Raw genomic sequence first — 23,304 nt, 5'->3', positions numbered from 1 at the left:
TGCGCGCCCTGACCTCCCGCCAGCGACCAGAACCAGAACAGCACCATGACCTCACGCCGCAAATTCCTCACGGGCACCGCCACCACTGGCGCCGCCGCTCTTGCGCTCTCCGCGTTTCCGCCCAGCATCCGACGCGCGCTCGCTATTCCGGCCAACAACAAGACCGGCACGATCAATGACGTCGAGCACATCGTGATCCTGATGCAGGAGAACCGCTCGTTCGATCACTACTTCGGCACGCTGATGGGCGTGCGCGGCTTCGGTGACCGCTTCACGATTCCGCTGCCCAAGGGCATGAGCGTCTGGCAGCAGAGCGATGGCAGTGGCGGCAACTCCATCCTGCCCTACCACCTGGACAAAACCCAAGGCAACGCGCTGCGCTCGGGACAGACACCGCACGACTGGACCGACGGCCAGAACGCCTGGGACGGTGGCCGCAACTACCAGTGGCCGCGCTACAAGAGCGCGCTCTCCATGGGCTACTACAAGGAAGCGGAGGTGCCCTATCAAACGGCGCTCGTCAACGCCTTCACCCTGTGCGATGGCTACCACTGCAGCATGCACGCCGGCACCAACTCGAACCGCATGTTCGTCTGGACCGGCACCAATGGCCCGACCGGGGCTAGCGTGGCCACGGTCACCAACGAATGGGACGACAGCTACGCACCGCCCTCGACCACCGGCTATGAGTGGAAGACGTACCCCGAGCGCCTGCAGGCGTCCGGCATCAGCTGGATCGTGTATGAAAACATGCGCGACAACTTCGGCGACAACCCGCTCACCGGCTTCAAGCAGTACCGCCGGGCCAGCGAAGCATCGGCCAAGCCTGTCACCAACAGCGGTCCGGTGCCGGCCTACGATCCGGCAAGCGACGACGCGGGCAACCCCCTGTACAAGGGCATCGCCAACACCATGCCCGGCGCCAACGTAGACGAGTACCTGAACACCTTTCGCAATGATGTGAAGAACGGCAAGTTGCCACAGGTATCGTGGATCATCGCGCCCGCCACTTACTCCGAGCATCCGGGCCCTTCGAGCCCTGTGCAGGGCGGGTGGTACATCCAGCAGGTGATGGATGCGCTCACCGCCGTGCCCGAGGTGTGGAGCAAGACCGTGCTGTTCATCAACTTCGACGAGAACGATGGCTTCTTCGACCACTATCCCTCGCCGGCCGCGCCCTCCATCAATCCGGACGGCACGGCCGCCGGCAAGACCACGCTGAACGATGCGCAGCTGGCCTTCGAGTACCACAACTACCCGGCACCGCCCGGTACCGTCAAGCAGAAGAACTACCCGCCGGACGGCCGGGTCTTCGGACCGGGCAAGCGGGTTCCCATGTTCGTGGTCTCGCCTTGGAGCCGTGGCGGCTGGGTGAATTCGCAGGCCTTCGACCACACCTCGGTGCTGCGCTTCATCGAGGCGCGCTTCGGGGTCGCGGAGCCCAACATCAGTCCGTTCCGCCGTGCCGTGTGCGGTGACCTGACGAGCGCTTTCAATTTCACCAATCCGAACGGCGAGCCACTGCCCCCGCTCGCAGGCCGAAAGAGCCTTGACGAGGCCAATCAACAGAGCAGGTCGCAGGAGTTCGAAGCGGATGGCAAGACTCCGCGGCCAGCGGTCCCCTTGCCTGCCGACCCGCAACTGCCGCGCCAGGACACCGGCACGCGGCCCTCGCGCGCATTGCCCTACGAACTGCACGTGAGCGCGCGCAACGATGCGATCAGCGGCAAGGTGCAGTTGCTCTTCGCGAACACCGGCAAGGCTGCCGCCGTGTTCCATGTCTACGACAAGAACAACCTCGACCGCCTGCCGCGCCGCTACATGGTCGAGCCTGGCAAGACACTGGACGACACCTGGAACGCCATGGCCGACAACGCAGGAACCTATGACCTCTGGGTGCTCGGCCCCAATGGCTTTCACCGCCATTTCCGGGGCGACCTGAGCAGCCTGCGCGCGGGCGATGCGGCCAACCCCGAAGTGCGCGTGTGCTATGACATTGCCAACGGCAATGTCTACCTGAGCATGCTCAACGGCGGCAAGAACGCATGCAAGTTCACGATCCGCGCCAAGGCCTATCGCAACGACGGCCCATGGACCGCCACCGTGGCCGGCGGCAATGCGGCCGAGCAGCACTGGGACCTCGCCGCCAGCGGCGCCTGGTACGACTTCGATGTGACCTGCGATGCGGACACCAGCTTTCACCGCCGCTTCGCGGGGCGTGTGGAAACCGGCAAGCATTCGGTGAGCGATCCGGCGATGGGCCTGGCGGACCTCTGAAGCCATGAACTCCCGCCGCAAGTTCCTCACAGGCACCGCCACCACCGGTGCCGCCGCGCTCGCGCTCTCGGCCTTTCCACCGAGCATCCGGCGTGCGCTGGCCATTCCGGCCCACAACAAGACCGGCACGGTCATGGACGTCGAGCACGTCGTGATCCTGATGCAGGAGAACCGGTCGTTCGACCACTACTTCGGCACGCTCGCGGGCGTGCGCGGCTTCGGTGACCGCTTCGCGATTCCGCTGCCCAAGGGCTTGAACGTGTGGCAGCAGAGCGATGCCTCGGGCAAGACCGTTCTTCCCTATCACCTGGACAGCCGCAAGGGCAACGCCCAGCGCGACGGCGGCACGCCGCACGACTGGGACGACAGCCAGCTGGCCTGGGACAGCGGCCGCATGAACGAGTGGGCGCGCTACAAGACCAGCAAGGCGATGGGCTACCACAAGGAGGCCGAGATTCCCTTCCAGTTCGCGCTGGCCAACGCCTTCACGATCTGCGACGCCTACCACTGCGGGATGCACACCGGCACGGATGCGAACCGCTCCTTCCACCTCACCGGCACCAACGGCCCGACCGCGCAGAACGTGGCGTTCGTGAGCAACGAGTGGGACTGGATCGAGGGCAAGCCCGCCTCGGCCAACACCGGCTACACGTGGAAGACGTACGCCGAACGCCTCGAAGACGCAGGCGTCGGCTGGATCAGCTACCAGAACATGCCCGACGAGTGGGGCGACAACATGCTGGGCGCATTCCAGCAGTTCCGCCAGGCCAACCTCGCCTCGGGCTTCCCGGTGTGCAGCGGCGGCGCACCGAACAAGCCCTACGCGGACACCGGCCAGGCCTTGCCGTACCACGCCTACGACGCGGCCAGCGACAACGCGAGGAACCCGCTCTACAAGGGCGTGGCCAACACGCTGCCGGGCACGCGCCCCGAGGAGTACCTGGACGCCTTCAAGCGCGACATCCGCGAAGGCAAGCTGCCGCAGGTCTCGTGGATGAACGCGCCGTCGATCTACTGCGAACACCCCAGTCCGTCCAGCCCGGTGCAGGGTGCCTGGTTCCTGCAGGAAGTGCTGGACGCGCTCACCGCCGTGCCCGAGGTGTGGAGCAAGACCGTGCTGATCATCAACTTCGACGAGAACGACGGCTACTTCGACCATGTGCCCTCGCCCTCCGCGCCATCGCCGAACGGCGACGGTACCTTTGCCGGCAAGACCACGCTGCCCCAGGCGGACCTGGGCGCCGAGTACTTCACCCAGCCGGCGCCGGCCGGCAGCAAGAGCCAACCCGCGCCCGACGGCCGCGTCTACGGCCCCGGCCCTCGCGTGCCGCTGTATGTGATCTCGCCCTGGAGCCGCGGCGGCTGGGTCAACTCGCAAGCCTTCGACCACACCTCGGTGCTGCGCTTCCTCGAGACGCGCTTCGGCGTGAAGGAGCCCCACATCTCGCCGTTTCGCCGCGCGGTGTGCGGCAACCTCACCAGCGCCTTCAACTTCGCCACGCCCAACAGCGAGGCTTTGCCCACGCTCACGGGCCGCACCACCAAGGCCGATGCCGACAGGCTGCGCATCGACCAGCAGGCGCTGCCGCAGGTGCCGCTGCCGCTGGATCCGCAACTGCCGCGCCAGCCCACCGGCACCCGGCCTTCGCGCGCGCTGCCCTACGAGTTGCATGCGAGTGCCAAGGTCGACACGATCGGCGGCAAGGTGCAGTTGCTGTTCTCGAACACAGGCAAGGCGGCCGCCGTGTTCCACGTCTACGACAAGCTCAACCTCGATCGCCTGCCGCGCCGCTACATGGTGGAGCCCGGAAAGATGCTCGACGATGCATGGACCGCGACGACCGACAACAGCGGCTTCTACGACCTGTGGGTGCTCGGGCCGAACGGTTTCCATCGCCACTTCAAGGGCGACCTGAACCGCCTGCGTGCGGGCGACGCGGCAGTGCCCGAAGTGCGCGTGTGCTACGACATCGCGAATGGCAACGTGTACCTGAGCATGCGCAACGACGGCAAGAACGCTTGCAGGTTCACCGTGCGTGCGAAGGCCTATCGCGACGACGGCCCGTGGACCGCGACGGTCGAAGGCGGCGCCACGACCGACCAGCACTGGGAGCTCGCACAGAGCGGCCAGTGGTACGACTTCGCCGTGACCTGCGACGCCGATGCCAGCTACTACCGCCGCTTCGCAGGCCGCGTGGAAACCGGCAAGCATTCGGTCAGCGACCCCTTCATGGGCATGGCCGACCTCTGAGCCTTGCGCGCCCGTCAGCAACGCAACCGGATGAGCGTGATGCCCATCCGGTTGTCTCGTCGCGCCGCGACTCCCCACAGATCGCCGGGAACAGTGGTAAGAATTCATGGCAAGTTGCGATGCAGACGCTCTCCCCAACCACTGCTTCGCTACCCGCATAGCGATCGGCAAGCCATAGGTCCGGCGATCCGCTCATGGATATGCCAGATCTCGGAGTTTTGGATAACAAGCAATAAGCCCACCATCTTGTAGGGACTCCCTAAACAATTCCACCGCTCACTGGATAGCTTGCTCAGAACCGTTAGCCGACTCAAAGAAGTTGGTACAGCCATAGGGGAGGAATCCTGTGGATAGACCCGCACGCATCGCCTGATGCGCGCGGTCTATTAGCTGCCATTCGGCGGTTCGCAGGAACGATCAAAAGGTAAGGCTGTCATGGTTGCAATCGTCAGTGGAAATAGTCTGGGTGTGAGCTTGGGTTCGCTGGTCACTCTGGGTCAGCGGGGAATGCTGGGATCGGCAGGCCAGGGCCGAAGCGGCGAGCAATCCTTCGTCAACGTTGTCAACGGCAACCTCGTGCTGCAAGGTCGCGACGATGTGCTGGTTGGGCGCGGGCTCGATGTCCATACGGTGCGCACCTACAACAGTCAAGGATTGTTAACCGACGACAACGGCGACAACTGGAGCGTCGGCGCCTTCGGCCAGAAGGTGGCTCTGACCTCCGGTGCCGTGGGCACCGCCGGCAGCACTGTCACCCGCACCGACCGCGACGGTGCCCAGGCCATCTATACCTGGGACGTCAGCCGCAACGGCTACGTCAGCCCCGCCGGCTCCGGCGCCTTCGACACCATCGCCTACGACAGCAGCGCCTCGCAGTTCATCTGGACCGACGGCGAAACGGGCCGCATCGAACGCTACCAGTCCAGCGGGGCGGGTCGCTTGGTCTCCGTAACCGACACCGACGGCAACAACGTCAGCTACGTCTACAACCCCAACGGCACAGTGAAATCCGTCACCGATGCCAATGGTGAAGTCAGCCTCTACGACTACAGCGGCGCGAATCTGACTCAACTGCGCACCGCCTCGAAGTCGGCCGATGGCAAGACCGATGTCCCGCTCACGCGGGTGCGCTATGCCTACGACAGCGCCAACAGGCTCGCCAGCGTTACTGTCGATCTCAGCCCCGAGGACAACGCCGTCACCGACGGCAAGACCTACGTCACCACCTACACCTACGACGGCACCAGCAAGCGCATCGCCTCGGTCACGCAGAGCGATGGCACCAAGCTGAGCTTCACCTACGTTCAGGCGGGTGGCAGCTACAAGGTCGAGACCGTGACCGATGCGCTCGGGCAGGTCACCCGCTTCGCCTACAGCGCAACGACCGGGACCACCACCGTCACCGATCCGCTGGGCGCGCAGAGCACCTACCTGTATGACGCAGATGGCCAGCTCTTGCAAATGCGCCAGGGCGTCACCGCCGGCAACCCCTCGGGGCTGTCGCAGGTCAGCTACCGCTACGACGCCGCCGGCAACGTCACCGGCGTGACCGATGGAGAAGGCCGCGAGGTCGCCTACGCGTACGACGCCAACGGCAACCTGCTGAAGGAAACCGACTCCGCGGGCAACCTCCATACCCGGACCTACAACGCCGCGAACCAGTTGCTCACCGACACCGTCTATGCCGATGTGGCCGTCAGCCGCGGCGTCTTCAGCAAGGAAGCGTCGCTGGCGGAAATCACCCGCTATGTCTACGCACAGGGCAATCCCCGGCTGCTGCGCTTCGTGGTCAGCGCGCAGGGCGACGTCACCGAGCATCGCTACGACAGCTACGGCCAGGTGCTCACCACCGTCCGCTACACGGGCGACAGCTACAACGTCGCCCCGCTCGATGCAACCGCCGTGCCCACGGAAGCGCAGATGACCACCTGGGCCGGTAGCAGCACCCGGGACCTGCGCCGCACCGAGCGCACCGACCGTGTCTACGACGCGCGCGGCGCGCTGAGTTCCTCCACGACCTATGGCGAAGTCGATGCGACGGGGGCCGGCGTCACCGCCTCGGCGGCCAAGACCCAGTACGTGTACGACCAGCACGGCTGGCTGCTCAAGTCCACCGAACCGACCGGCGGCGGCACCGCGACCTACGTCTACGACGGCCTGGGCCGCGTGCTCAGCGTCAGCGCGCCGTCGCTGGACGGCGGGACCACGGCCAACACCACCGTCACGAGCTACGACGATGCGGGCGGCAAAACGAGTGTGACCATCGCCACCGGGCTGGTCACCGTCTCGGCCTACGACAAGGCCGGGCGTCTGGTGAGCGTCACCCAGCAGAGCGCCGGTACCGGCGTGCTGGGCACCACCACCTACGCCTACGACAAGGACGGCAACCTGCTGATGACGCAGGACCCGACGGGCGTGCGCAAGTGGATGCTGTACGACGAGGCGGATCGCAAGATCGCGGACATCGATGCGACCGGGGCGGTGATCGAATACGTCTACAGCGCCAGCGGGCAGTTGCGTCAGACCGTGGCCTATGCCACGAGGCTCGCAGCCCCGAAGCTCGCGCAATTGGTGGATGGAGCGGGTCTGCCGACCACGGCGTGGAGTGCGACGAACACGACGACCAGCCTGGCGGCGTTGCGGCCGGCAGCCAGCACGGTGCAGGACCAGAAGGTCTGGCGCTTCTACGACAACGCGGGGCGCCTGGCCTGGCAGGTGGATGCGTTGGGGTATGTGACGCAGACGACCTATGACGGGGCGTCGCGCATCCTTTCCGTCACGAAGCTGGCCAATCCGATCGATGTGGCACCGTTACTCAATGGGGCCAACGTCAACTTGGGGGTGGATCCGTCCACCCTCGGAGGCATTGCGCTGAGCGTGGACAACACTGCGCCGACGTCACTGGGGCAGTCCGTGGTATTGGTGGTCACCGTCGAGGGCGCCACCCCTGAAGGCATGGTGACTTTTTTCGATGGCGAGATGGTCATCGGGAGCACGATTGTGATCGACGGAAGGGCTGTGCTGGTGACAGACCGACTCTCGATCGGTACCCATAGCCTGCGGGTAGCGTATTCGGGAGATGCCTGGCGACCAGCCAGCGTGTCGAAGGCGATCAAGAAGGTCGTCGGGGCCGTCACCAGCGCTGTATTGAGTTCGTCGCCGCGCGACGGCCTTAACTACGGCGCGCCGGTGGAGTTGTCGATGGTTTTGACCAGTGAGCAGCCACCCGGCTTGGCGGCCGCAACGGGCGAGGTGACGTTCTACAACGAAGACGGCGGCGCGCTCATTGGTACGGCTTCCGTTATTGATGGGCGGGCGGTACTCAGAACCAACAGTCTTCCAGTGGGCAACTTCAGGATTCGTGCGGAATATTCGGGCGATGCAAGCCATGCGACGGCAACGTCTTACTCGGGATGGCTCTCGATCAGCCCCAATCAGACCACCACCACACTGAAGATTTCGGGTAGCAGTTCATCCTTGACGTTGGCTGCTGTCGTCGCGAACGCCGGTAGGGCATCGGGCGCTCCTGGCGGCATGGTCACCTTCTATAACGGGACAGTCGTCATCGGCTCTGCCGCGTTGGTTAATGGTGTTGCGACGCTCCAATACGATGGAATAGTCACTGCGGCGGCCTTCAACGCCGTGTATTCCGGGGACAGCAGCAATGTTGGGAGCCGCACGCCCTTCGACCCGTCCGAGCGCGCAACGGCATCTCCCACCAGCATCACGATGACCGCCTCCGCATCAAGCGCGACGCAGGACGCGTCGGTGACGTTGATGGCGCGCGTCGCGGGGGCGGTGCCCGCGGGAATGGTGACTTTCTTCGCGGATACGCAATATTTGGGGAGTGCCTCGATAGTTAACGGGGTGGCGAGCCTTGTGACGCGCTACCTGCCGGCGGGCTCCAGGGTTGTGCTGAGTGCCGCGTATAAGGGAGATGCAAACAATGCGAGCAGCGTGCTCGCCGAGGGACCGAGCCTTCAAGTCACTTCGGTGAGTCCGCCACCTGCATCGACTATCGTATCCGTCGATGCGCGGGGCGAATTGTGGGTGGACAAAGCGACGGTCGGATTCCCGACGAATGCCTTCATTTCTTTTGGCGCACGCCCTGCCAGTCATGCCGATTGGGGGAGTGTCTACGTCTTCGACGGATCGACGTTGATCGCAAGTGGATCGGATTACGGGGTCAACTATGAAACCGGCATCAGTTTCAACTTGCCGCCAATGTCATCCGGTATCCACGCGCTCAAGTTGGTGCATGTGGACGTAAGCGGAGCAGTCGTCGACACGCGCGCGATCCAGCTCAGCGTGGACCCGGCGGCCAGCGTGGTCACTGTGACCTCCTCGGATGCACCGATGGTCGATGGCACACAACTGACGTTGACTGCCAAGGTCGCATCGCCCGACCCTCGCAAGGGGAGCGCGCTCTTTGACGGCGCGCTCGCGGGCGGCGATATCACCTTCTATAACGACGAGAGCGGCGCGCTAATTGGCACGACCTCCGTCATCAACGGGCTTGCGGTGCTCAGGATCAACAGCCTTCCCGTAGGCAACCTCAGGGTCCGCGCGGAATATTCGGGCGATGCGAGCCACGCAAAGGCAACGTCCTATTCGGACGTGATCGCGAGCGGCTCGAATCCGACCACGACCACGCTGAAGATTTCAGGCAACCCTCCTCCAGACGACAGATTTGGCAACTCCGGCCCCTTTAAATCCTGGACATTGAGTGCCGTCGTCGCAAATTCCGGAGAGGCATCATCGACTGCCCCGGGCGGCACAGTGACTTTCTATAACGGGACGGTCGTCATCGGCAACGCCGCGTTGGTCAATGGCGTTGCGACGCTCCAGTACGCCGGTAGCGTCACTGCGGCGGCCTTCAAGGCTGTGTATTCCGGGGACAGTGGCAATGCCAAGAGCAGCACTCCCCTTGGCCAGTACGGGGATGCAGCTCCATCTCCCACCAGCATCACGCTGAAGACCCAAGGTAATAGCTCGGCAAAGACGCAGGTTACTTTGACGGCGCGTGTGGCGGGGGCCGTACCCAGGGGAACGGTGACTTTCTTCGCAGGTACGCAACTCCTGGGCATCGCCACAGTTAATCAGGGGATGGCAAGCCTCACTGCTTACCTGCCGGTGGGGCCCGACGTCGTGCTGAGCGCCGCGTATTCGGGAGATGCAAACAATGCGAGCAGCGTGCTCGCCGCGGGGGCGAGCCTTCCAACTGGGGCTTTGAAAACTTCATTGCGACGAGGCGATAGCTTGACAATTGGGCAGTCCATCTACTCGCCCGACGGGCGCTATTGGTTGACATTGCAGTGGGATGGAAACCTCTGTCTATACGATCTGAAGAAGGGGGGCTCAAATCTTTTCTGGAGTAGTAAGGTACCGGCGAATCAGGGAAAAAGTTTCGCATTTCAGAGTGATGGCAATCTTGTTCTCTATACGGCCGCTGGCCAAGCCGTGTGGAACTCCGCAACCTATGGCAAGGGCGGCGAGTCACTCGAATTGCAGGCGAACGGCAATCTGGTGCTCTATGCAGCCGACAGAACAGTCGTTTGGTCCACGGGGCCGAATGCCATCGCAGTCCAACCGACGCCAGAATCCCCCGCAGAGTATTCCAATGCGATGAGCTTCGTGCCTGTGCGCGAAGGGCTCGTCGGGTTCCCGACGCAAGCGCGAATTATCTTGGGTGCGCCCCTTGATATCCCTTCTCAATTGGGGACTCTGAGCGTCTTCGACGGATCGACGTTGATTGCCAGCTTCTTGAATCCTTTCGGGAACGAGTTCAGCTTGCCGCCGATGTCATTGGGCGTTCACAAGCTCAAGCTGGTGTATGTAAGCGGAGCCGCCGCCGCCACTCAGACGATTGAACTCAGCGTGGGCCCAGCCGCCAGCCAGATCGTCGTGACCTCCTCTCGACCTATTGCGCCCTTTGGCTCACCGCTGGTCCTGACGGCCCAAGTCGCACCAAGGGCAGATCTCAAGGCCAAGGCGTTCGTGGGGCGCGCCGCGACCGGCACTGTGACTTTCTACCGCAATGGGGTGGTGCTAGGAATGGCCCAGGTGATCAATGGCGTGGCCACGCTGTCCGTGAGCGACATGCCAGCGGGGACGGCCAACATCACGGCCAGCTATACAGGCGACGAAAACTACCTCACTTCGCAAACATCCGGCAATTCGTGGGTGCAGGTCACCGGTTCGCCGGTCACTTTGATCAATCTCACAACGCCTTCGATTGCTAACGATGGTGCCCTGTCGGTGCGGATCGATGGAATGACACCGCCGACGGGCCTGGTGAGCTTCTATAGTGGCACCACGCTTCTAGGAACAGTCGCCGTCATGGCGGATGGCATGGCCATCTTGCGTGGCGTTCCAATCCCAGCTGGCACTCATACCTTTAGCGCGGTGTACTCGGGCGACGAACGCAACGCTGACGGCGCCCTCACTTTCACCCAGGTCGTCGAAGGAACACCCGACGCTCCCCAGGTCTTGGTGGGCCTGGACATCGCCCAGGACCGCACCGCCACCCAACTGTACAACCGCAACGGCCAACTTCAAGGCACGCTAGACGGCGAGGGCTACCTCACCGAGTACAAGTACAACGCCGTCGGCGAGCAGGTGCAGACCATCCGCTACGCCACCCGCGCGGCCAACTTCGCGAGCGTGTCGACGCGCATGATGGCCGTGGCCATCGCGCGCGCCAGCGGCGACCTCAAGGGCCTGCGCCCTGTGGGCACCAACCCCGACGACATCCGCACTTACACCTTCTACAACGCCCGCGGCCAGCTCGTGGGCCAGGTCGACGGCGAAGGCTTTCTCACCGAAACCATCTACGACGCACGCGGCAACGTCACGCAGACCAAGCGCTACTACAACCCCGCCAAGACCCCGGGCAGCGCCACCGCCACCCTCGCGACCATTCGCCCGGATCTGCACGCGCAGGATCAAACCGTCACCCAGACCTGGAGCGCCGCGAACCAGCTGCTCAGCCGCACCAACGTCGAAGGAACGGTCACAAGCTTCACTTACGACGCCGCCGGCCGCCTCGTGCAGACCACCACTGCAGCAGGTACGCCGGACGAACGCATCAGCCGCGCGCGCTACGACATCCAGGGTCGCCTCATCGGCGAACTCGACGGCCGCGGCAGCGATGCCGTCGCGCTGGCGGATCCGCTCGCGAAGTGGGCCACCAATGGCTCTACCCACACCTACGACAAGGCCGGCCGGCGTACCAGCACCACCGACGCCAACGGCCACCGCACGCTTTTCTTCTACGACGCCCTGAGCCGCCTCGCCTACAGCATCAATGCCTTGGGCGAAGCCACCGAGAACAGCTATGACGCACTGGGCCAGTTGAGCGAGCAGATCGTCTACGGCAGTCGCATCGACCCGAGCGCCCTCGGCACCCTTGGAGCCACCACGCCCGGCGGCCTGGACACATCCAAAGTGATGGAGCTGCTCGCCAAGCTGGCCAATCCGGCCAAGGACAGCCATGTTGTGCGCAAGTACAACGCCACCGGCACCCTGGCGACGAATACCGATGCGATGGAGGGCATCACCAGCTACTCCTACAACGCCTTCCGTGAAGCCACTGCCAGCAGCCAGACGCGCCTGAACGGCCAGGTCATTACCGACATCATCGGCTACGACCGCCGCGGCCTGAAGACATCGACCACCGAAGATGCCGCCGGCGTTGCAGCCACCCGCAGCACGGGCTACGACGCCTTCGGCCGGGCCACCACAAGCATCGACGGCAACGGCAATACAGGCAGCATCGCCTACGACCGCCTCGGGCGCGTCGTTACCACCACCGATGCCACCGGCGCCAAACGCACCACCACCTACGACGCCTTCGATCGCGTGCTGACCCAGCGCGATGCGCTGAACAACACCACCAGCTACGCCTACAGCGTGGCCAACCGCAGCGTCACCGTGACCACGCCCGAGGGCGTTGCGGTGACCACCGTGCACAACCGCCACGGCCAGACACTGAGCATCCTCGACGGCCGCGGCAACACAACCATCTACAGCTACGACAAGAGCGGCAACCTGCTCAAGATACAGGCGCCCGAAGGTGTCGCTACCAGCACCACCTACGACAAGACGGGCCTCAAACTCACCAGCACCGATGCCAGGGGCACCGTCACGGCCTATGCCTACGACGCGGCCGATCGCCTGTTCACCCGCACCGTCGACAGCGCCGGCCTGAACCTGGTCACCACGTACCAGTACGACGCCACGGGCCGCAAGATCAGCGTCACCGATCCCGGCGGCACCGTCACCAGCTACAAGTACGACCTGAATGGTCAGGTCCTGCAAGAGACCGTGGACCCCACGGGCTTGAACCTGCAGACCGTCTACACCTACGACACCGACGGCACCACCCTCACCGTGCAGGGCCCCGACGGCCGGCTCACCCGCTACACCTACGACGGCGCGGGCCGGCGCATCAAGGAGCAGGTCGATCCGCTGGGTTTGAACCTCACCCGCAGCTACGGGTACGACGGCCAGGGCAATGTCGTCAAGGCGGTCGACGCCGCCGGCAACGCCACGCTCTACATCTACAACAAGGCCAATCGCAAGGTCTTCACCATCGATGCGACGGGCGGCGTCCGGCAGACGAGCTACGACACCGAAGGCCGGATCAGCGCCGAGACCACCTATGCGGCGACGATGCCGGTGGCCAATCTCAACGGCATCGCGCCGAGCCTCGAGGCGATGTGGACAACGCTGCCGACCCTGGGCGCGGCCGCGACCCAGCGGCTGCGCTACGACCGCGACGGCCGGATGCGCTTCGCGGTCGATGCCACCGGCGCCGCGGTGGAGTCTCGCTACGACACGGGCAACAACGTCATCGAGACCCGGGCCTATGCGCAGCGCATCGACCTGGCGAAGTGGAGCCCGGACACCGATCCGGCGGTGGCCGAGGACCCGCACGACGCGCGCACGCGCAACGTCTACGACGCCCTGGGCCGCAAGACCTACGTGGTCGACGGCACCGGTGCCGTGGTGAAGCAGGTCTTCGATGCCAACGGCAACGTCACCGAGCGCATCGCGTACAGCAACCGGGTGCCTGTGGCCACCGCGGCCACCGCGGCAGCACTGCCGCCCGCGGTGGCGGCCGTGGCCAGTACCGCCCGCGACCAGCGCGACTTCTACGTCTACGACCGTGCCAACCGGCAGACCTCACACACCGATGGGGTGGGAACCGTCACGACGCAGACCTTCGACAAGAACGGCAACGTCACCAACCGTGCGTCCTGGAACCCCCGGCAGTCGGGCGTCAACCTGCTCACGCAGAGCGAGTTCGCCAATGGCGTGAGCGATGCACCCGCCAGGGGCGGAGCGGTGACGACAGCCTCGATGGCCGGCTTTGCGGGCGCTGTCAGGCTCGCGAGCGATCCCGCGGGTTCGTACGCCTACAAGACGCTGGCGACCACGGCCGGAGCCACCTACACCTTGTCGGTGATCGTGGAGATGGAGGATGGCCAGCCGCCGTCCTTTGGCAACGCGAGGGCCAATAACGCCGCGAATTCGTTCGCGCTCGTAATGTTCGCGAATGGCGCCAACCCGCTCGCCTACACGGTTCAGAACCTCGGCGGTGGTCGCTATCGCGTCTCGGCCACGGGTGTGGCGCCGGCATCGCCGGGAGAGAACTTCGGGGTTGTCAAGTACGCGGGGAACGACACCCGTGCCTTCCGCGTCTCCGGCTACCAGCTCGAGCAAGTGAACGCCGGCAATCTCACCTCGACCACTACGGCGGCAGTCACTGCTGCGGCTGACGCAAAGAAGCAGGTGACGCGCTTTGCCTACGACAGTGCCGGGCGGCTCGTATACACGCTCAGTCCGCTGGGGCAGGTGGAGAAGAACACCTACGACGCGGCCGGGCGCGTAACGCAGACCACGCGCTATGCCACGGCGATCAACACCACGAGCCTGGGCGCCGCGCCCATGATCGCGCAGCTGCAGGCCCTCGTCGCCCCCAACACGGCACAGGACCAGCAGCAATACAGCGTGTACGACAAGAGCGGCCGATTGAGCGCGGCGGTCGATGCGCTGGGCAATGTCGTCACCTTCACGCGCGACGGCAATGGCAACGTCAACGAGCGCACGGCTTGGGCCAACCCCATCGACATGGCCAAGTGGGTGCCCGGCACCGCGCCCGCACCGACGGCGGATTCCGCGCGCGACCAGCGCACCCGCAGCTACTACGATGCCGCCGGACGCGAGGCCCTCACGGTCGATGCGCTGGGCTACGCCTTGCAGCGGCAGTACGACGCGCAGGGTCGACTGACGTATGTCGTGCGCTATCCGGTCGCCATGCCTGCGGCCACCGCCGACTCTCAGCAGGCACAGCTCGATGCAGCCATCGCCCGGGCCTCGACTTCCGGCCAGCCACTGCAGATCACCGCCTACGGCTACGACGCTGGAGGCAACCGCACCCGCCAGACCCAGGCTTTTGGGCAACCCGAGGCGGCCACCACGCAGTACGTCTACGACGGCATCGGCCGGCTGACCCGCACCATCGACCCACGCGGTGTCGAGCTCTCGCAAAGCGACAGCCAGTGGGCGCTGAACGAACGCCTGGAACTGAGCAAGGGAGCGAAGAAGTACCTCAACGCGGCAGGCAGCGCCCTGAAGGCGTCCGAACTGAGCCCGACCCAGCGCCAGGAGTTGGCCACTTTGTACACCACGGTCAACGACTACGACGCGGCCGGCCACAAGATCAGCGTCACCGATGCACTCGGTGGCGTCACCCGCTCCGAGTACGACGCAAACGGCCATGTCGTCAAGATCACCGATCCGCTGAAGAATTCGGCCGTCTACTACTTCGATGCGGCGGGACGCGTGGTCCTGAGCGTAGATCCCGAGGGCTACGCCACCGCGACCAGCTACGACATGTTCGGCCAGACGCTGAGCATCAAGCGCTACTTCAACAAGGTCGCGGGAACCCCCAGCCCTGCCCAGGCACCGGCACTGCCGGCCGCCCATGCCAGCGACGCCCTCACGCGCTTCGAGTACGACGCGGTCGGACGCCTCGCGCGCACGATCGATGCCGAGTCGAACGCCGAGCGCTACACCTACAACGCGCTGGGCCAGCGCGAGACGCTGACCAACAAGCTTGGCGGGGTCACCGCCTACGCCTACGACCGGCTCGGACGCGTGGTCAGCGAGACGCTGCCGATCACGAGCAAGAACGCGGCGGGCCAGGCAGTGGCGGTGGTGAACCAGTCCACCTACGATGCCTTCGGCAACAAGACCAACGTGACCGAGGCGGCGGGCCTGCCCGAGCAGCGCGTCACGCAGTTCAAGTACGACGGGCTGAACCGTGAGGTGGAGCAGCGCCAGGCGCAGGTCCAGATCTACGTGGATGGCAAGGGATGGAGCACGGCCACGCCCACGCGCACCAAGACCTACGACGCCAATGGCAACCTCATCGCCGTGGTGGACCCCAATGGCGGACGCACGCGCACCTGGTTCGACGGCAGCAACCGCAAGGTGGCCGAGGTCAGCGCAACCGGCACGCTCAGCCAGTGGGCGTACGACGCCGCGGGCAATGTGAAGGTGCAGAACGTCTATGGCGATGTGCTGGCCTTGCCCGTTGGCGATACACCGCCCGTCCCGGTCAATGCCGCCAACGTGCGCACGACCACCTACGAGGTCGATGCCAACAACCGGGTGCTCAGCAGCACCATCGCGAAGGTCCAATGGGGCCACAGCGACCCGGACAACCCCGGCTACTACGTCATCGGCGACGGTAACCTGACCAACAGCAGCTTCTATGACGCCAACGGCAACGTGGTGCGCCAGCAGAACGGCGAGAAGGTGGCCACCCTCACCTGGTACGACAAGTTGGGCCAGAAGGTGCTGGAGGTCGACGCCATGGGCTATGGCGTGCGCTGGGAGCGCGATGCCAACGGTGCCGTGCTGCGCGAGACGCGCTTTGCGAGCGCATTGACGACCATCGAGCTCTCCACCACAAGCGAGAGCACTCTGGTGACCGCCGTGCTGGGTAAATTCAAGTCCAGTGCGGCCGATCAGATCACCGAGTACAGCTACGACCGCAACGCCCGCGTGCTCAGCCAGGCCAGGCTGAACGTAGCCTACGGCAGCGTGGCCGCCAATGGCGCGCTCAGCGAAGCCACCACCAGCGCCACCCAGCGCACCGCGTACGACGCCATGGGCAACAAGACCGCCACCACCGACGCCAAGGGCCAGCGCAGCGACATGCGCTACGACGCGATGGGGCGGCTGCTGGGCGCACAGCGCCCGGGCGCTGTTGATTTGAACGGCAATCTGGTGCGCCAGGTCACCGACTATGAATACGACGGTCTGAACAACGTGCGCCGGGAGATCCGCCGCGGCACCGACAACATCGTGGAGACCGACGACCAGATCGTGCGCTACGGCTACGACGCGACGGGCGTGCGTACTTCAATGGTGACGGCCAACAAGGACAAGGCAGAGACCTTCACCTATGGGCGCGATGCCAATGGCAACACGACCGCACAGATGGTGGACCGGCTGGACGCCGACGGCAAGGTCTCGCGCGAGATCGTGAGCATCGCCTTCGACGCTGCCAACCGCGAGGTCCGCCGTTTCACCGGTACACGGGACGCGGCCAACATGCCGGTCTTCGATGTCGCCAACACCATCACGCTCGGCTACACCGCCTACGGCGAGCTGGCCAGCAAGCGCACCGGCAGCGGCAACGCGCAGGGCCAGGCCCAGGAGTACTACGACTACGACAACGCCGGGCGCCTGTGGCGCACCAATTCACAGGACGGCGTGAACAAGGCCTGGCGCTACGACCTGGCGGGCAACGCCACGATGCTGCTGCAATCGCAGCGCGTGGACTTGCGCTCGCTGTCGCTGGAAGCAATGGCCAAGAACGGGACACAGATCAACCCGGACATCATGGTCACCCTCACGGCCTACGACAAGGACAACCGCGCCGTGAGCGTGGTGCAACCGCTGGTCAACGCCGCGCGCCCGAACCTGGTGATGTACGCCGTGCCGGTCGATGTGGATGCGGCCGCCTTCGGCGGGCTGGATATCACGACGGCCTCCGTGATGGCGGCCAACTCGGCCATGATCAACGGACCCACCGACAAGTCGGCCGCGGGCCAGGTCGGCATGCTGGGCATGACGTTCAGCGGCGGGGGGGCGCGCGTTGTCACGGACCTCGAAATCCGCGGCGGAAGGAATTTCATTTCACGCTCTGTGTTCGGGTTTACCGACGTGGTGGTTGGCTCGACCGGCGTCGATTGGACGTCACAGATCGAGAACCTCTACGGGCGCGTGACGTGGCGCGTGGAGGTGGCTGGCAATTCCTACTACCTTGGCAGCGTCGCAACCTGGCCGAAGACGGTGCGGCCGATGGATCCTCTTAATAGCGCCAAGCGCCTTTACGTGCCTCGGGCTGCAGTCAACGCCGCAACAAGCATCAGGCTGATTGCCACCGTTGAAGGCAGTGGTGTCGAGATCGTGGTTGCGAACCAAAAGCTCGGCACCCCCGTGGAAAATGCAGCAGGGATAATCTTTCCCGCTCAGCCGCGGGAGACGCTCAGCGGCACCTTCATGGCCCTGACCGAGGCCGGGGTCCACGACGGCGACACGATCCAGTTGTACAGCCGAGCGCGAGGCACGAGCGGGCCGTTCTCGCAAACGCTGCCGGTCTTCAAGGCCGGCCAGGGCGGCTCCAGTTTGAACAACATCTCCATCGGTGGCCGCTACCTCACGCGCCTGGACGGCCAAGGATCGTTGGACATGTTGCTGGTGGTGACGAGCTCGGACGGCACGGTCAAGCGACGTCAGTCGTTCCAGTGGGATGCCGCCACGCGCCAGACGTCATCCTCCGTGGCCGAGGCCAAACCGGTCTTCACCACCGACAACGTGGCGCACTTCACGGGCCTTACGACCGCGGCTGGTTCCCCGGCCATGATCCGGGTCACGCAGAACCCCGTTGGCAGACCAGACCTCAAGTCGCAACGTACGTATTCACCGAACGCGGCTGGAGCCGCCGGTCGCTTCGACGTCCAGTTTGCCGCCGGCGCCAGCGACGTGACGATCGAGCTGCTGGATTCAAGCGGCGCAATGATGGACCAGCTGATTGGCACCGTCGATCCGGGGTCGTCCCGCTACGACATGCGGCCCGCCGGGGCGATGCCCTCGAGCATCACGTTCCGCGATCTTCCGGCGGCCACGAAGACCTTGCTGATCGAGTACACGCCGCTGGACGGAGGTGTGGCCGCCGGCTCGGTGCGCATTCCCATCGCCAGCGTCATCAAGAGTCGAGACGGATGGGTGTGGGATGCGCGCGCCCTCATTCCTGCCGGAGGAGCGCGCAACCTCTACCAGTATTCGCTGCGCTTCAAGGCCCTGGACGAGGACGATTTCGTGCTCAACGATGCCACCGGCAAAGCGAGGATCGGGGCCGGCCAGGGCACCAGCGCCACGCTGACCGCCAACGTCAAGCATCCGCTGCTCACCTTCGATCCCGGCGTTCCCGAGGGAACCGTGCTCAAGCTGCGTTTTCGCGAGAAGGGCATGACGGCAGCGCCCTTTACAGAAACCATGGCCACGCGCGGGCGCGTGAGCGCCATCTTCAAGTGGGACACCATCGACAACCACCTGAGCCCGGACAAGGAATACGAGTTCCTGTACGACGTGTACAACGCTGCGGGCGCGATCATCGCCAATGGCGAGGGCTACTTCCGTCCGGGTGGCAACGACGACACCAACCAATATGCGCGTTGGGGCATACCGAACACGGCCAGCGGCCGCATCGACCCCACCAAGCCCGAAGCCATCAACACCTACTGGCGAGTGCAGCGCCGCCAGGACTGGGACGCCTTCGGGCATGTCGTCACGGAGATGGACGGCAACAAGAAAATCGCCGAGCTGCGCTACAACACGCTGGGCCTGCTGGTCGACAAGATCGGACCGAGCGTGGACATCAGGGGAGCCGATGGTCAGGTTCAGAAGAATGTCAAACCAACCGAGCACTACAGCTACGACCTGAACGGTCAGCTGGTGGGCAAGCGCGATGCGAACGGCAACCAGAGCACGGTAGAGATCAATGCCGCGGGGCAAGCCGTGGTCGAGTGGCACCCGGGAGCAGCCGCAGGCAGCCGGACGAAGGTGCTCAAGGCCTACGACGTCTTCGGCAACCTGCGCACCGTGACCGATGAGATCGGCCGCGTCACCAACAATGAGTACGACTGGAACAATCGACTCAAGAAGGTGCTGCGCCCCGCCAACGCCGACGGCACCCGCGCATTCGATCTGTACGAGTACGACATCCTGGGCCAGCGCATCGCGCACACCAATGCGATGGGCTTCAGGGAACGCACCTACTACGACACCATGGGGCGGGTCAGCCAGTACGTGTCGGCCGCGGACGCGACCGTCAAGTACACCTACACCTACGACAAGACGATCGGTTCGGCCGGCGGCGTGAACACCGGCGGCTGGGTGAACACGACCACCGACGCCAACGGCAAGGTGCAGACGATCAAGAACGACATGTTCGGCCGCGCGATGTGGAAGAAGGACCTGGGCGGCCACCAGTTCACCTACACCTACAACTGGTTCGGTCTCATCGCCACCCAGCGCGGGACCTCGGGCCAGAAAATCGACTACACCTACTTCGACAACGGCTACCTGGGCAAGGTCGTCGACGCGGGCACATCCACCGAAAGCACCTTCGACTACGACGCCAACGGCAACCGCTCATTCGAAGGCTTCAAGTCCACCGCCGGCAACGTGGCCACGGTGTTCCAGTGGTCCACGGTGTCCTATGACGCCTACAACCGCGTGACGAAGATCAAGGACGATCGCTACGAGATCAACTACGAATACGACGCCAACGGCAACCGCCGGCGCGTGCTGAGCAACTACTTCGACATCGTCGGCCAGAAAAAGGATACGCAAGACTACTGGTACGCCTACGACGGCATGAACCGCTTCACCACCACCATGGGGCAGCGGCTGGCCAGCGGAGAGGTCTGGCGCGGTGGCTCCGGCGACGGCGTGACCATCGAGTACGACGATGCGGGCCAGCGCAAGGCGGCCACCTACGCCAGCGACGGACACCGCGAAGACTATGCCTACGACGGCATGGGCAACCTCACCACGATGAAGATGAACGGCGTGCTGCGCAGCCGCCGCATCAACGACCTGGCGGGGCGGGTGACGCGCTACGAGGAGCTTTTTGCGGACCAGACCCTCAACGTGGGAAAGGACCGCACCTGGAACAAGGACAACCAGCTCACCAAGGAAGTGGAGACCATATTCTCCAAGGGTGGCATCAAGGGCTCCCTGGCGACGACGACGTACGGGCTCATGAAGGACGGCACGCTGTCCACCACGAGCGCGGTCACCAACAAGTACGACCCGACCCCCGGGCTGCCCAACAACGGCGTCAGCATCACCGTGCTGAACACCGCCTACGCCTACGAGTGGTGGGACAGCGCCAAGCAGAGCTCTATCACCGTCGACCCGAAAAGTACCGACGTCAAGACCCCCTGGGCTCCCGGCTACTCGGCGTTTACCTACGACGTGAACGGGCACGTGAAGACCGCGACCGACCGCAATCTCACGACGCCGCGCAGCTTCTCGTACTGGACCAACGCGGAAGGGCAGGTGCTGCAGCGCCAGGAGCTCATCGGCGGCAAGGTCGACCCCAAGACCGGGGCAGTGAACCTGGGCGGTGCGTCCAAGAGCCGCGACCATCGCTACTTCTACTTCGACGGCAAGCGTGTGGGCAATGTAGGCAACGACGGGGTGGAGCGCGAGGACTATGCGCAGCAGCTGGCGCGCAGCGCGAATGCCCTGGAGAGCTCCGACAACAAGTACCGAAAGTTCACGCCCACGAGCTCGGCGGACTTCGACGAGAACTACCGGCCGATCAATGCGGGCTACCCGGGACCGGCGCCGGGCAGCTACACGGTACGCGCGGGCGACACGCTGGAGAACATCGCGCGGTCGCTGTGGGGAGACGGGCAGCTGTGGTACCTGCTGGCCGAAGCCAATGGACTGGACGGGCAGCCGTCGGCACAGCTGACGCCGAACACGGTGCTGCAGGTGCCCAACCAGGTCACGAACTTCCACAACACCAGCAGCACCTTCCGGCCGTACGACCCGGGCAAGGCGATGGGGGATACGAGTCCGACGCTGCCCGATCCGATGCCGGCGCCAAGGGGCAAGGATGGCGGGTGTGGGGGACTTGGGCAGATCCTCGTCATCGTGGTGGCAATCGTCGCGACGATCTGGACTGCGGGTGCATCGGCCGCTGCCTTGGCTCCGGCAGGCTCCGCAGCTGCGGCCACGACCGGCTTTGGTGCCACGATGTCCCTCGGGGCAACAGCGATGGTCGGCGGCGCGGGAATAGGTTTTGGGGCCGGAATGGCGGCCGCAGCCATTGGCGGCGCTGTGGGCTCCATTGCCAGCCAGGGTGTAGGTATCGCCATGGGGTTGCAAGACTCCTTCAGTTGGAAGGGGGTGGCCCTGGGCGCGCTGGGCGCGGGCGTGACTGCCGGCGTGGGCGGGTGGCTGCAGGGCGGCGGTCTTGGCGGCGCGTTCGCCGGTAGCGAGCCCCTTCGGGTCGCGGGCCGGCTGGCGATTGGCAACATCGCCAGCCAGGGTCTGAGTATTGCGACCGGGCTGCAGAAAAGCTTCGACTGGAGAGGCGTGGCGGCCAGCGCGGCTTCAGGCTACGTTTCTGCTTGGGCGCAGCCGATGTTGACATCGCTCGGACCGATTGGCGGTGATCTTGCAACGCGCATGGCCGGCGGCATCATGAGTGCGGCTGTTCGTGGGGGAAGCATTGGCAGAGCGTTGCCCGGCATCATTGGGGATGCGGTGGGGTCAACCATCGGCAATGCTCTGGCCGAACGTCTAGGAACGGATTCTGGCGAAGCACGAGCCTTGGCCACGCAGCGTGAGATCGCTGAGCAAGGATCGGGTTATTTCAAGCCTCTGTTGAAGGCCACTGGAGCATCCGACAGCCAAACCGAGGATGTTCTTGCCTCATCGGAACTGTCGCAATTGATCAAGACGGCGCAAGCTCTGAACGCGGCACGAGAGCAATACGGCAAGCCGCTTTATCAACTCACACCGGAGCAACAAACGGCGGTGTTGAGTCCGTTGTACAACCAAGATCAGCTGTATTCCTCACCGACGAACTTCGCTCCGGCACAGACTGCTGCAGCGATGTCACCGGGGGCAACTGCCGGCGAGATCTGGCCGAATGTCATTGAAGGCACACAGCCGCTCCCTGTAATCACAGTACCGGGGGGAGGACCGACGCTTGTTGATGGCGCGGCAATCGTGCTGGACACCGGGGCTGCGGCCACTCGTCGGCTGGTACAGGTTGTTGGTGGGGAGGAAGTGGCCGGCGCGCTGCTGATGGGGGTTCAGGCGGCGATCTATGGCGTGCCCAAGACGATTCTCCAATTGGCCGGTGGCAAGGCGCTCGAGCAGCCCAAAGCGAACCTGGCAGACAAAGTGTCTGGCCTGCTGCAAGAGCATATTTTTGATGGCATGGGGTCACCCGATGCCGTCAAGACGATCAGTGATGCGCTCGGGAACTTCACCGTCGATGCCGTGTTTGATGCCGGCCGTGGGATGGTGCGCAGCGCCAACAGTTACATGGTGGCCAAGGAAAAAATGGGGGGGGCTAGTGTCCTGTCCCGTTAATTCGCCCGCATAGGCGGGTGAGTTTTTCGAGGATCGAATTGGCCGTTGCTGTCCATGTGAACGGCTTGCAGTTC

At 64.5% G+C, this 23,304-nt stretch carries 3 protein-coding genes; all 3 read left to right on the top strand.

Annotated features, from left to right (window positions below; translation table 11 throughout):
- Positions 1-45: 45 nt before the first annotated feature.
- The 3 genes from ABIC90_RS19955 to ABIC90_RS19945 all read left to right on the top strand — a co-directional run bounded on the left by ABIC90_RS19955 (position 46) and on the right by ABIC90_RS19945 (position 23,230).
- A complete protein-coding gene (locus ABIC90_RS19955; protein WP_354357087.1) occupies positions 46-2,277 on the top strand; it encodes a phosphocholine-specific phospholipase C in 2,232 nt (743 codons plus the stop codon).
- A gap of 4 nt (positions 2,278-2,281) precedes the next feature.
- Positions 2,282-4,528 carry a phosphocholine-specific phospholipase C gene (locus tag ABIC90_RS19950; RefSeq protein ID WP_354357085.1) on the top strand — a complete coding sequence of 749 codons (2,247 nt, stop codon included), beginning with the start codon at positions 2,282-2,284 and terminating at the stop codon, positions 4,526-4,528.
- A gap of 435 nt (positions 4,529-4,963) precedes the next feature.
- Positions 4,964-23,230, top strand: coding sequence for an Ig-like domain repeat protein (locus tag ABIC90_RS19945; RefSeq protein WP_354357083.1), 18,267 nt, complete (start codon positions 4,964-4,966; stop codon positions 23,228-23,230).
- Positions 23,231-23,304: the final 74 nt, after the last annotated feature.

Origin of the sequence: Variovorax boronicumulans (genome assembly GCF_040544675.1) — a bacterium.
Lineage (GTDB): Bacteria > Pseudomonadota > Gammaproteobacteria > Burkholderiales > Burkholderiaceae_C > Variovorax > Variovorax boronicumulans_D.
This window is presented reverse-complemented; position numbering and strand designations above follow the sequence as displayed.